Below are 12,058 nucleotides of genomic sequence, written 5' to 3'. Positions count from 1 at the left end.
CGCACGTCGGCGAACATCGCCGGCAGCTGGTTGTTCTCCTGCAGGTACTGCAGCAGCTGCTGCGGCTCGATGCCGTACTGCCGCGACTGCACGACCAGCCGCTCGGTCAAGTCGTCCTGGCCGACCTGAATGTTGAGCTCGTCGGCGATCGCGTCGACGAGCAGCTGAGCCTTGACGGCCTTCTCGGCGTTATTGCGCGCGTCCGCGTCGAACTCCTCTCGGCTGCTGCCCTGGGCCTCCAGCGCCTCGGCGAATCGGGTCTCGTCGTGGTCGAGGCCGTGGATTGCGTTGGACAGCGTGTCGTCGACCTGCGACTGAACGATCGCCTCTGGCAAGGGAACCTCAACCTGCTCGAGCAACTTGTCCAGCGCGGCATCGCGGATCTGCTCGGCTTGCTGAACCCGCTTCAGCCGGCGCACCTGATCGGCAAGGCTCGCCTTGAGTTCGTCGATGGTGTCGAATTCGCTTGCCAGTTGGGCAAATTCGTCGTCGGGCTCGGGAAGCTCACGCTCCTTGACCGAGTTCACGGTGACGGTCACTTGCGCCTCTTGGCCGGCGTGCGCCCCGGCGGCGAGCGTGGTGGTGAACACGCGGCTTTCACCGGCCGACAGTCCGACGATCGCCGCGTCGAGACCGTCGATCAGCTGACCGGAGCCCACCTCGTGCGACAGGCCGTCGGTCGTGGCCTCGGGCACGTCCTTGCCGTCGACCGACGCCGACAGGTCGATAGAGACGAAGTCGCCATCCTGTGCCGGACGTTCGACACCGGTCAGCGTGCCGAACCGGGCGCGCAGCGACTGCAGTTCGGCGTCGACCTCCTCGTCGGTGACCGAGATCGGGTCAACGGTGATCGTCAGATCGCCCAGATCGGGCAGCGTGATCTCGGGTCGGACGTCAACCTCGGCGGTGAAGACCAGCTCGTCGCCGTCCTCCATCTTGGTGATTTCGATGTCGGGCTGACCGAGCGGCCGCACTTCCGTTGTCGCTACGGCCTGGCTGTAGCGGCTCGGCAGCGCGTCGTTGACCACCTGCTCCAGCACCGCGCCGCGACCGATGCGTGCCTCGAGCAGTTTGGCGGGTGCCTTGCCGGGGCGGAATCCGGGCAACCGCACCTGCTTGGCCAGCTCCTTGTAGGTGCGGTCGAAGTCTGGTTGAAGCTCGGTGAACGGCACCTCCACATTGATGCGAACCCGGGTCGGGCTCAGCTGCTCCACGGTGCTCTTCACGGCTGTGCTCCTTGGTCTCAATCTTTCAAACCGCTGTGAGTCGGGGTGACAGGATTTGAACCTGCGGCCTTCCGCTCCCAAAGCGGATGCGCTACCAAGCTGCGCTACACCCCGTCGCATTCGGGCGACCAGGCGATACTACGTTCTGGCCAGAAGAAAGCCTCAATTGGATTTCGGCGGTCCGCGACCGGTTGGCTTCCATGCCCAGCGCGCCGTACAGTGCCCTGTGAACTTGCGGGCGTAGCTCAGTGGTAGAGCCCTAGTCTTCCAAACTAGCAACGCGGGTTCGATTCCCGTCGCCCGCTCGATGGAACTTCGTCAGGAGGGTCGTTGAGCGACAACTCGGAAGTGAGTATCAGCGGGTCGTGCGACCCGGAGTTTGAAACAGTACGCACCGCCTTCGAGCGGAATTTCACCGAGCGCAACGAGGTCGGCGCCGCGGTGGCGGTGTGGGTCGACGGCGATCTCGTCGTGAACCTGTGCGGCGGATGGGCCGACGCAGCGCGCACCAAGCCGTGGCAGGAGAACACGCTCGCCAGCGTCTTTTCCGGGTCGAAGGGCCTGACGAGCACCTGCGTGCACCTGCTGGCCGACCGCGGTGAGATCGATTTGCACGCGCCGGTCGCGACCTACTGGCCGGAATTCGGCCAGGCCGGAAAGGAATCCATCAGCATCGCCACCGTGATGGGTCACCGCTCCGGGGTGATCGGCCCGCAGCAGCGGCTGGCGCCCGAAGCGGTGTCTGACTGGGACCTCGTCTGCGAAAAGATCGCCGCCGCCGAGCCGTGGTGGGAACCAGGCACCGCTCAGGGCTACCACCTGGTGACGTTCGGCTTCATTCTCGGCGAGGTCGTGCGCCGAGTCACTGGCCGCAGCATCGGCCAGTTTTTGCGCAGCGAGATCGCCGAGCCGCTCGGCATCGACGTGCACATCGGGTTGCCCGCCGCCGAACACGATCGCTGCGCCGAGATGGTCAACAAGCCGCACATCCGCGACGTGCTGGCCGCCGCGCCCGGACATCCCACCTGTCTGGGCGAGCATCCGTTGGCAGGGCTGTCGGTCGCGCTGGGGTTTGTGCCCGACGACGAGTTGGGCTCCAACGCACTCGACATCTGGCGCACGGCCGAGTTCCCGAGCACCAACGCGCACGTAACGGCACTGGGCATGGCGACGTTCTATAACGCGATAGCACAGGAGAAGTTGCTGACCCGCGACCACATGGAAAAGTGCCGGGTTTCGCAAGGCGGCTTCGAGGTCGACGTGGTGCTCGGCCCGAGGGTGGCCGATCACGGCTGGGGCCTGGGCTACATGCTCAACCAGCGCCGCGTCGCGGGCCCCAACCCGAAGATTTTCGGGCACGGCGGGTCGGGCGGATCGTTCGCGTTCGTCGACCTGGAGCACCGCATCGGCTACTCGTACGTGATGAACCAGTTCGACGCCACCAAGGCCAACGCCGACCCGCGCAGCGTCGCGCTGAGCGACGAGGTGTACGCCGCGCTCGGGGTGACGTCGGACTGACTTGCGCGCCTGTTAGACGCCGATTCGGCGGCTCGCAGGATCGGTACGCTTGACGCCATGAACGCCGTGCTGGTGGTCCTCATTCTCGTTGTCGTCGTGGCCATCGGCCTGGCCATTTACAGCTCGTCGCGCGCATCCGGAAGACGCGCCGCCGCGTCGCTGGACGACGCCAAGGCCGACGCCCGCCGCGTGATTGAACGCCTCGGCGGGCAGGTGCTCGGCCTCACCGGCAACAATGAGGCGTCCAAGCAAGCGTTGGCCGACGCCTCGGAACGCTTCACCGCGGCCTCGTCGCAGATCGATCAGGCCACCACGGTCCGGCAGGCGCAGCTGGCGAAGGAGAGCGCGGTCGAGGGCCTGTACTACGTGCGGGCGGCGCGGTCGGCGATGGGCATGGACCCCGGACCGGAGCTTGAGACATTGGCCGGGCAGCGATCGGCCGGCACGGTGACCGAGGACCGGCGCGTGTCGGTCGACGGCCGCGAGATCGAGGCCTCGCCAAACCCGTCGGAGCACACCCCGAACTACTACCCCGGCGGCCGCGTCGCCGGACGGCCGGTGCCCGCCGGCTGGTACTCCGAGCCGTGGTGGAAGCCGGCCCTCATCGGCGGGGCGTGGGGCCTCGGATCGGTGCTGCTGTTCGACGCGCTGTTTTCGGGCATGCACGGCGTCGGCTACGGCGCATCCGGTTTCGAAAGTGGTTACGGCCAAGGCTTCGACGGCGGGTACGACGCGGGCTACGACGCCGCAGGGGCCCAGGACGCCGGCGGCTGGGACGGCGGAGGTGCCGATGCGGGCGGCTGGGACGGAGGCGGGGCCGACTTCGGGGGCGGAGACTTCGGGGCCGACTTCGGGGGCGGAGACTTCGGGGGCGGAGACTTCGGCGGCGGAGACTTCGGCGGTGGCGACTTCTGATGCCTTGCTAGCGCCGAACGTCCGCTCATTACCCGCCCTTCGCTGAAAAGCGTGCGCTAAGTGCCCCGCCCGAAACGCCTCACACCTGGCAAGTCGGGCACCAGAACACGTTGCGGCCTTCCAGTTCGGCCGTGCGCACGGAGGTCCCGCACACCCGGCACGACTCGCCGGCGCGGCGGTACACATAGGTGCGGGGACGTCCCGGCCGATACGACGGCGCGCCGCGGTCGTGCTCGGGCGGCACGGTGTGAATGCTTCCGCGCCGCAACCCGATACGCATCAGCTGCACCAGATCGGCCCATGCCTCGTCGAATTCGTCGGCGCTGACGACCGTCCCGGGCCGGTACGGGTCGATGCGATGACGGAACAAAAGCTCGCTGCGATACACGTTGCCGACGCCGGCAATGACGGCCTGGTCAATCAACAGACCGCCAATCGGCCGATGCGATTTGGTGATTCGAGCCCACGCCTTGGCCGGATCAGCGTCGCGGCGCAGCGGATCGGGTCCGAGCTTAGCGATTGTCTCGGCAACCTGGACGTCGTCGACCACCTCGCATGCCATCGGGCCGCGCAGATCCGTACCGAATGCGGCGCCCACCATGCGCATCCGCACTTGGCCAACCGGCCGCGGCAGGTCTTCGTCGGTCGCCACCACGAACTCGCTGAATGCGCCGATCAGGCCGAGATGCACGTGCACGGACAGGCCACCCGCGTAATGGTGAAAAAGGTGCTTACCCCATGCGCTGGTCCGTCGCAGCACCCGGCCGTCGACCCTTGCCGCGCCGTCGGCAAACCTGCCCTGCGGACTTGTCACCGCCACCGGGTGTCCGCCGAAGCGGCGCTGATGCAGCCGGGCCAGCCGGTGCAGCGTATGCCCTTCTGGCACGCCTACTTGGCGCCCGGCACGGGCGGGGCGACGTGCGTGCGTTCGTATTCGGCCAAGATGTCGATACGACGTTGGTGTCGTTCGGCTTTCGACCACGGCGTGGACAGGAATGCGTCGACGATGGCCAGCGCCTGCGGAGTGGTGTGCATGCGAGCGCCGATCCCGATCAACTGGGCGTTGTTGTGTTCGCGGGCCAGTGACGCGGTCTCGGTGTTCCAACCCAATGCGCATCGGGCACCGGGCACCTTGTTGGCCGCGATCTGCTCGCCGTTTCCAGAGCCGCCTATCACGATCCCGAGGCTGTCGGGGTCGCCAACGGTGTGCAGTGCCGCCGAAATACAGAAGGCGGGGTAATCGTCGTCGGCGTCATAGGTGAGCGCGCCGCAGTCGATCGGCTCACGGCCGGACTCCTTGAGGTGCTCGATGATGTGCTGCTTGAGTTCGAATCCGGCGTGGTCGGAGCCGAGGTATACGCGCATGGCGGCCATTCTGTCAGAGGCCGTCGATCAGGTCGGCAGCCCAATCAGTCGAACTCGGGACCCTCGGTGCGGGTCCGCTTGAGTTCGAAGAAGTGCGGGTAGGACGCAAACGTCACCGACGCGTCCCACAGCTTGCCGGCCTGCTCGCCGCGCGGGATCCGCGACAACACCGGTCCGAAGAATGAGACACCGTTGACGTGGATGGTGGGAGTACCGACGTCATCGCCAACGGCGTCCATGCCCGCGTGGTGGCTCTTGCGCAGGGCCTCGTCGTACTTGTCGGTGTTGGCCGCCTCGGCAAGCTCGGCTGGCAAGCCGAGCTCCTCCAGCGACTCCTTCACGACAACGTCCAGGTCCTTGTTGCCCTGATTGTGGATGCGCGTGCCCATCGCCGTGTACAGCGGCGGCAGCACCTCCGGGCCCCGGCTCTGCTCGGCGGCGATCGCCACCCGCACCGGACCCCAGGCCTTCTTCATCCCCTCGCGGTAGTCCTCTGGGACATCCTTGTGCTCGTTGAGCACGGCCAGGCTCATCACATGGAAGTTGGCCTCGATGTCGCGCACCTTCTCAACCTCGAGAATCCACCGCGAGGTGATCCAGCACCACGGGCACAGCGGATCGAACCAGAAATCGGCCACAGACTTCTCGGGCATGTGCAGTCCTCTCGCGGTGTGACAGTGTTCCGTGCAGCACAACTACTTGCCCCAGGCTAGTAATCCCGGCCGCCGATAAGCGCCTATAAGTTGGTATCTGTGGTACTCCCAAATCTAACTCGCGACCAGGCCGTCGAGCGCGCCGCGCTCATTACCGTCGACAACTACCGCGTAGAGCTCGACCTGACAAACGGAAGCGGCGCACCCGGTGAACAGACCTTCCGCTCGGTGACGACCGTCACCTTCGACGCGGTGGCCGGCGCCGACACCGTGCTTGACATCGCGGCCGGCACCGTCCGCAGCGCGACACTGAACGGCATCGAAATCGACGCGTCGGGTTACGACGAGTCGACGGGTATCCCGCTCAGGGGTGTAGCCAAGCGCAACGTCGTCATCGTCGACGCCGACTGCCGCTACTCCAATACCGGCGAGGGCCTGCACCGCTTCGTCGACCCGGTCGACGACGAGGTATACCTGTACTCCCAGTTCGAAACGGCCGACGCAAAGCGCATGTTCGCCTGCTTCGACCAGCCGGACCTGAAGGCGACCTTCGACCTAATCGTCACCGCGCCCACGCATTGGCACGTGGTGTCCAACGGTGCGCCGGCGAGTATCGACCAGGCTGACAACGCGAAGGTGCACACGTTCGCGACCACACCGCGCATGAGCACATATCTGGTCGCGCTGGTCGCCGGCCCGTACGCCCGTTGGCACGACACGTACACCGACAAACACGGCGAGATCCCCCTCGGCCTGTACTGCCGGACGTCGCTGGCCCAGCACATGGATGCCGAGCGGCTGTTCACGCAGACGAAACAGGGATTTGGCTTCTACCACAAGAACTTTGGCACGCCTTACGTGTTCGGCAAATACGACCAGCTGTTCGTCCCGGAATTCAACGCTGGAGCGATGGAGAATGCCGGCGCCGTTACCTTCTTGGAAGACTACGTCTTCCGCAGCAAGGTCACCCGAGCGTCCTATGAGCGCCGCGCCGAGACGGTGCTGCACGAGATGGCGCACATGTGGTTCGGCGACCTGGTCACCATGCGCTGGTGGGACGACTTGTGGCTGAACGAATCGTTTGCGACGTTCGCGTCGGTGCTGTGCCAGAGCGAGGCAACCGAATTCACCGAGGCGTGGACGACGTTCGCGAACGTCGAGAAATCGTGGGCCTACCGGCAGGACCAGTTGCCGTCGACGCACCCGATCGCCGCCGACATCCCGGATTTAGCCGCCGTCGAGGTCAACTTTGACGGCATCACCTACGCCAAGGGCGCCAGTGTGCTCAAACAGCTGGTGGCCTACGTCGGTCTGGAGAATTTCCTCGCCGGTCTGCGGGATTACTTCCGCGACCACGCATTTGACAACGCGACCTACGACGACCTGACCAAGGCACTGGAGAAGGCGTCGGGCCGTGACCTGTCGGACTGGGGCCGGCAATGGCTAAAAACGACCGGGCTCAACACGTTGCGCGCCGAGTTCGATCTCGACGGCGACCGCCGGTTCATCCGCTTCGCGATCCGTCAAAGCGGTGCCGCGCCCGGCGCGGGCGAGACACGGGTGCACCGGCTGGCTGTCGGCATCTACGACGACGACGGCTCCGGCAAGCTGGTGCGCGTGCACCGCCAGGAACTCGACGCCGAGGGCGAGATCACCGAAGTGCCTGCGTTGCGAGGTGTTTCGCGAGGAAAGTTGATCCTGGTCAACGACGACGACCTGACGTACTGCGCGGTGCGGCTGGACGATGAGTCGCTGCGGACGGCGCTGAGCAGAATCGCCGACGTCGCCGAGCCGCTGCCGCGCACGCTGGTATGGTCGGCGGCGTGGGAGATGACTCGTGAAGCCGAGCTGAAGGCACGGGACTTCGTGACTCTGGTCTGCGCGGGCGTGCATGCCGAGACCGAAGTCGGTGTGGCGCAGCGTCTTTTGATGCAGGCACAGACGGCGCTCAACTCGTATGCCGAGCCTGGGTGGGCGTGTGAACACGGATGGCCGGAATTTGCCGACCGGTTGTTGGAGTTGGCCCGCGGCGCCGAGCCGGCGTCGGATCACCAGTTGGCGTATGTCAACGCGCTGTGCGCTTCGGTGCTGAAAATGCGTCACGTCGAGGTACTTTCGGCGCTGCTGGACACCGATCCCGCCGAGCGGGGGATGGCCGGCCTGGTGGTGGACACGGATCTGCGATGGCGCATCGTCACTGCGCTGGCCAGGTCGGGCGTCATCGACAGCGACGGGCCCCGGACACCGTTCATCGACGCAGAAGTGCAGCGTGACCCGACGGCGGCCGGCAAGCGCCACGGCAGGCAGGCGTCGGCGGCGCGGCCGCAGCCCGAGGTCAAGGAGCAGGCCTGGGTTGAGGTGATCGAGGACGATACCTTGCCAAACATCGTCGGCCGCGCGATCATTCAGGGCTTTGCCGCACCCGGCCAGGCCGAGTTGCTCAAGCCGTACACGAAGAAGTACTTCAATGCAATTCCCGGCGTTTGGGAGCGGCGCTCCAGCGAGGTCGCGCAGACGGTGGTGGTCGGCCTCTACCCGTCGTGGGACATCAGCCAAGGCGGCCTCGACGCCGCCGACGAGTTCCTCGCCGGCGAGATGCCTGCGCCCCTGCGGCGACTGGTCATCGAAGGCCGCGCCGGGGTGGAGCGGGCGTTGAAGGCCCGAACCGTCGACGCCGGGTAACCGTCAACTGCTCGAGCGCGAGTGCGGGGCAGGCCGGCCGCGCCGGCTTGTTGCCGGCACGACACGCACGCTCGCGCAAGGATCAGGGCGGCGAAATGGCGGCGGACATCACACGCACCGCGCTGACGAGTCCGTCGATGAGGTTGCCCTCCTTGAACGCCGCGGCGGCGGCGGCCACACCGAGCGGTGCGGCCGACTCGGCGCCGCGGCCCTTTACGCCTCCGCCGTAGACCACCTCGATCGCATGCTGAGTCGGTGACACGGCGAGCAGCACCGCGTCGTTGGGGGTGGGCACATCGCGCAGGATCTCACGTGCGCGGGCGGCGGTGTCCTCGCCGAGCCATCCGATGTAAACGGCGAACCGGGCCTTGGACGCGCGCGTGCCGTAGGTCAGCGCATCGTCGAGGGTGACCAGGTCCATCGTCGGGAACGGGTAGTGCACCGACACCTCGCCGGGCTGGGTTACCCCCGAGAGCCGTCCGCTCGATGTGACCACCCAACCGACGGGCAGTTCGGCAGGCTCGACGGTGGCGACTTCACCACTTGCCACTGGCGCCACCCCCCACGCTGAACATGACATGGCCACGGCCGTGCGGCTCGCCGAGCGGCTCGTCGACGGCCGCCCACAGGATCGGCGTGTGCGTCCACGGGTCAGACATCTCGTACGTCGCCGGGTGCGGACCCTTGCGCGACCAGATCAGCGCGGCCAGCACCGCCACCAGCAACAGCGGAATCCCCACGAAAAGGGCGTGCACCTCCAGAATGCTCACGACGCAAACCGTATCAGCACGACAGCGATGAGCGCGGGCGCGAACAGCCAAAGGCCTCGGTTACGCGGCGCCCTCACCCAGGTATCGGACCCACGCCGGGTCGAGTTCCTTGACGGACGACAGCAACCGCCAGTGCTGGCCCTTCGGCGGCACCGGCACCGCGCGCAGCGTCCAGCCGAGCTCGTGCAACAGCCTGTCGGCCTTGCGATGATTGCAGGTCGAGCAGGACGCCACGCAGTTCTCCCAGGAGTGGTCGCCGCCGCGGCTACGGGGCACCACATGGTCGACGGTGTCGGCCTTGGCCCCGCAGTACGCGCAGCGGAAGCGGTCGCGATGCATCAACGCCGCGCGCGTCATAGGAATGCGAGCCCGGTATGGGACCCGCACGTAGGACCGCAACCTGATCACCGACGGCACGACGATGGCCCGGGTGGCCGAATGGATGACCGGGCCGGCCGGGTCGTCGTGCACGACGTCGGCCTTGCCGCACAGCAGCATCACCACGGCCCGCCGCATCGGCAGCGCGGTCAGCGGCTCGTAGGTGGAGTTCAGCAGCAGCACGCGGCGGCGGCCCCAGATTGAGCCGTCGTGTGACGTGCTGGGGGGATGGGTCTCGACGCTGTGCAGTACGGGGTCACCCGCCGGGCCGACTCGGCCCGCCGCAGCACCGTGATGACGGTGGCCGCGGCTTTTCCTGCGCTGCGCCATGAGACCTCCGCCGAACAGTCCACCATGTATGCGAGTCGATCGCACGACAATTCTGTCCGTGTTACCAGGTCAACCGGTGAACATCGGGTGACGCCGCGGCGATCTCGCCGACCGTGTGACGCTATCACCTGCGGTGTGCGGCGATGTCGTGGCGGCGCCCGGCGCCGATGTCGCGCAGCTTATCGGGGTTCGCGACGACGTGGATGGCCGTGATCCGGTTGTCGGCGTCCAGTTCGATGGTCAGCGCACCTATCAGCCGGCCCGCACCCGTGATCAGGACGCCCGGCGCGCCGTTGATCTCGGCGACGCTCATGGTCATGTCCACCAATTCGACGCCCTCGTAGGGGCGCCGCACCGTGCCGGCGAACCACGCGGCGACCTTCCCGGCGCCCTGGATCGGACGCATGGCCTGCCGCACCTTGCCGCCGCCGTCGGTCCACAGCGTCACGTCCGGCGCGAGCAGTTCCATGAGTTCATTGATGTCCGCCCCGGTGGCCGCGGCATGGAACCGCTCGGTGACCTCACGTGTCGTGGCGCGGTCGGCGGCGAACCGCGGCCGACGCGCCTCGACGTTCGCCCGGGCGCGGCGGGCCGCCTGTCGGACTGTCGCCTCCGACCGGCCGACGGCCGCGCCGATCTCGGCGTAGGAGAAGTCGAACACCTCCTTGAGCACGAACACCGCGCGCTCCAGCGGACTGAGACTTTCCAGCACCACGAGCATCGCCATCGACACTGATTCGGCGACCTCGACGTCGTCGGCGGCGTCACCTTCGGTCAGGATGGGCTCGGGAAGCCAGGGCCCAACATAGGTCTCGCGCCGGTGCTGCGCCGAGCGCAGCCGGTCAAGTGCGAGATTTGAAACGATGCGGGCCAGGTACGCCTTCGGCTCAGCCACACCTTGTCGGTCGACTGCTGACCACTTGAACCAGGCGTCCTGGATGACGTCCTCGGCGTCAGCCGCGCTGCCGAGAAGCCGGTATGCGACCGCGAACATCAGGCCGCGGTGACGGTCGAACACGTCTTGATCGATTTGACCGGCGGGCATCGCTCACCCGACCCTGTTCGTCCGACCGCCGCGGCGCCACGGCACCGCGGGGGCGAACACCTTCAGTAGCCGGAACGTCGGCCAGGGGCTGCTGCTCACGGTTTCCTTGTACGCCGTGGCCCAGCGACCTGTCAGCCGGAACCGGTTCGGCGTGTCGTCCGGGTGGGTGAACTGGATGACCGCGTCGTGGCGGCCCAGGCTCACCGGCTGGTGTACATATCCGAAACGAAATGGTTTGGGCTGCTTGGCTTTCAGGGTCCGCGCGATGGACGCCGCGGCATGAGCGGCGGTCGGGATTCCACCCTGGCAGGTGCCGTGCATGACGCCGTAGCTCTGGTGCACAGCCGCGGCGTCGCCGACGGCCCAGACGTCTGGATGCGAGACGGACCGCAGCGTCGGGTCGGTGATGATGCGGCCACGGTCGTCGGTTGCCAGGCCGCCGCGCGCGGCCAGCGGCGGCACCCGGACGCCGGCCGTCCACAGCACGGCAGCCGTCTCAATGCGTTCGCCGCCGACCAGTTCCACCGCATCCGGCTGCACCTTGATCACGTCGGCGAACTCACGCACCTGCACGCCGAGGCGGTCCAGCCCGGCGAGCAACCGGGCCCGTGCCTTGTCGCCCATCATCGGGGCGACCCTGCCACGGCTGAGCAGCATGACCTGCAGCCGCGGATGCTGCTCGGCGATTTCGGCGGACGACTCGACACCGGTGAGACCTCCGCCGATCACCGCGACGGTGCCCGTATCGGTACGGCGCAGCGTCGCCGCGAGCAGTTTGGCGTCGCGCATGCTGTCCAGCGTGAACGCATGCTGGTCGGCCCCGGGAACGGCCGTCGTGTCCGCGGCCGCACCCAGCGCGTAGACCAGCGTGTCGTAGTGCAGGGTCTGCTCGTCGTCGATGCGAACCGTGTGCGCCTCGGCGTCGATCGCGGTAACCCATCCCTGCACCAATTCAACGCCGGTGCCTTCGAGCATGTCGGGGATCTGCAGGTCGGCAAGCGTCTGGCCCGACGCGATCTGGTGCAGGCGCAGCCGCTCGGTGAATCGCGTCTGTGGGTTGACGAGCCGAATGCGCACGTCCTCGCGGCGGCGTGTGCGCCGGGCCACTCCCAGCGCCGCCGTCATACCGGTGTAGCCAGCGCCCAGGATGACGATCTCGGTCATCGGTCTTGCCTT

12 protein-coding genes and 2 tRNA genes are annotated in these 12,058 nt (G+C 67.1%); 4 read left to right on the top strand and 10 right to left on the bottom strand.

What is annotated here, in order from left to right; genetic code table 11:
* Both tig and VE759_RS06165 read right to left on the bottom strand, forming a co-directional pair.
* Nucleotides 1-1,226: trigger factor (gene tig / locus VE759_RS06170; RefSeq protein WP_324929237.1), on the bottom strand; the 1,226-nt coding region annotated here is incomplete at its 3' end.
* A gap of 40 nt (nt 1,227-1,266) precedes the next feature.
* Nucleotides 1,267-1,340 (bottom strand) — tRNA-Pro (locus tag VE759_RS06165).
* Between the two features lie 120 nt (nt 1,341-1,460).
* Here VE759_RS06165 and VE759_RS06160 point away from each other — a divergent pair.
* From VE759_RS06160 to VE759_RS06150, 3 genes are all read left to right on the top strand, one after another.
* A tRNA-Gly gene (locus tag VE759_RS06160) sits at nt 1,461-1,531 on the top strand.
* 25 nt (nt 1,532-1,556) lie between these two features.
* A complete protein-coding gene (locus VE759_RS06155) occupies nt 1,557-2,744 on the top strand; it encodes a serine hydrolase domain-containing protein (protein ID WP_324929235.1) in 1,188 nt (395 codons plus the stop codon).
* Nucleotides 2,745-2,801: 57 nt separating this feature from the next.
* Nucleotides 2,802-3,659, top strand: coding sequence for a DUF1542 domain-containing protein (locus VE759_RS06150; protein WP_324929233.1), 858 nt, complete (start codon nt 2,802-2,804; stop codon nt 3,657-3,659).
* A gap of 79 nt (nt 3,660-3,738) precedes the next feature.
* Here VE759_RS06150 and VE759_RS06145 read toward each other — a convergent pair whose 3' ends face one another.
* The 3 genes from VE759_RS06145 to VE759_RS06135 are packed head-to-tail and all read right to left on the bottom strand — an operon-like array spanning nt 3,739 to nt 5,677.
* Nucleotides 3,739-4,545, bottom strand: coding sequence for an Fpg/Nei family DNA glycosylase (locus tag VE759_RS06145; RefSeq protein WP_324929231.1), 807 nt, complete (start codon nt 4,543-4,545; stop codon nt 3,739-3,741).
* 2 nt (nt 4,546-4,547) lie between these two features.
* Nucleotides 4,548-5,024, bottom strand: coding sequence for a ribose-5-phosphate isomerase (locus VE759_RS06140; RefSeq protein WP_324929229.1), 477 nt, complete (start codon nt 5,022-5,024; stop codon nt 4,548-4,550).
* A 44-nt stretch (nt 5,025-5,068) separates the two neighbouring features.
* On the bottom strand, nt 5,069-5,677 hold the full coding sequence (locus tag VE759_RS06135; RefSeq protein ID WP_324929226.1) for a DsbA family protein: 609 nt from the start codon (nt 5,675-5,677) through the stop codon (nt 5,069-5,071).
* Between the two features lie 99 nt (nt 5,678-5,776).
* Between VE759_RS06135 and pepN the strand changes: the two genes are divergently transcribed.
* Complete coding sequence (gene pepN, locus VE759_RS06130; RefSeq protein WP_324929224.1) at nt 5,777-8,359, top strand: aminopeptidase N; 2,583 nt, start codon at nt 5,777-5,779, stop codon at nt 8,357-8,359.
* Nucleotides 8,360-8,441: 82 nt separating this feature from the next.
* On the opposite strand, the gene VE759_RS06125 is transcribed toward pepN, so the two are convergent.
* From VE759_RS06125 to VE759_RS06105, 5 genes are all read right to left on the bottom strand, one after another.
* The gene (locus VE759_RS06125) at nt 8,442-8,909 is read right to left on the bottom strand and encodes a DUF5130 domain-containing protein (protein WP_324929222.1); all 468 of its coding nucleotides are present in this window, start codon (nt 8,907-8,909) and stop codon (nt 8,442-8,444) included.
* Nucleotides 8,896-9,120, bottom strand: coding sequence for a hypothetical protein (locus VE759_RS06120; protein WP_324929246.1), 225 nt, complete (start codon nt 9,118-9,120; stop codon nt 8,896-8,898). The genes VE759_RS06125 and VE759_RS06120 overlap by 14 nt, the downstream gene beginning before the upstream one ends.
* Nucleotides 9,121-9,189: 69 nt before the next feature.
* On the bottom strand, nt 9,190-9,837 hold the full coding sequence (locus VE759_RS06115; protein WP_324929220.1) for an HNH endonuclease: 648 nt from the start codon (nt 9,835-9,837) through the stop codon (nt 9,190-9,192).
* 124 nt (nt 9,838-9,961) lie between these two features.
* Nucleotides 9,962-10,882, bottom strand: a complete 921-nt coding sequence (locus VE759_RS06110; protein ID WP_324929218.1) for an RNA polymerase sigma-70 factor — start codon at nt 10,880-10,882, stop codon at nt 9,962-9,964.
* Nucleotides 10,883-10,885: 3 nt separating this feature from the next.
* Nucleotides 10,886-12,046 carry an NAD(P)/FAD-dependent oxidoreductase gene (locus tag VE759_RS06105; RefSeq protein ID WP_324929216.1) on the bottom strand — a complete coding sequence of 387 codons (1,161 nt, stop codon included), beginning with the start codon at nt 12,044-12,046 and terminating at the stop codon, nt 10,886-10,888.
* Between the last annotated feature and the right edge of the window lie 12 nt (nt 12,047-12,058).

Origin of the sequence: Mycobacterium sp., from assembly GCF_035640695.1 — a bacterium.
Lineage (GTDB): Bacteria > Actinomycetota > Actinomycetes > Mycobacteriales > Mycobacteriaceae > Mycobacterium.
The sequence above is the reverse complement of the archived record's forward strand: the minus strand, read 5'-3'. Positions and strand labels throughout refer to the sequence as shown.

What these genes read in the sequence shown, in the direction of transcription:
- VE759_RS06150 (WP_324929233.1), top strand. Translation starts at nt 2,802, where the DNA reads ATGAACGCCGTGCTGGTGGTCCTCATTCTCGTTGTCGTCGTGGCCATC.
- VE759_RS06140 (WP_324929229.1), bottom strand. Translation starts at nt 5,024, where the DNA reads ATGCGCGTATACCTCGGCTCCGACCACGCCGGATTCGAACTCAAGCAG.
- VE759_RS06135 (WP_324929226.1), bottom strand. Translation starts at nt 5,677, where the DNA reads ATGCCCGAGAAGTCTGTGGCCGATTTCTGGTTCGATCCGCTGTGCCCG.
- VE759_RS06115 (WP_324929220.1), bottom strand. Translation starts at nt 9,837, where the DNA reads ATGGCGCAGCGCAGGAAAAGCCGCGGCCACCGTCATCACGGTGCTGCG.
- VE759_RS06110 (WP_324929218.1), bottom strand. Translation starts at nt 10,882, where the DNA reads ATGCCCGCCGGTCAAATCGATCAAGACGTGTTCGACCGTCACCGCGGC.
- VE759_RS06105 (WP_324929216.1), bottom strand. Translation starts at nt 12,046, where the DNA reads ATGACCGAGATCGTCATCCTGGGCGCTGGCTACACCGGTATGACGGCG.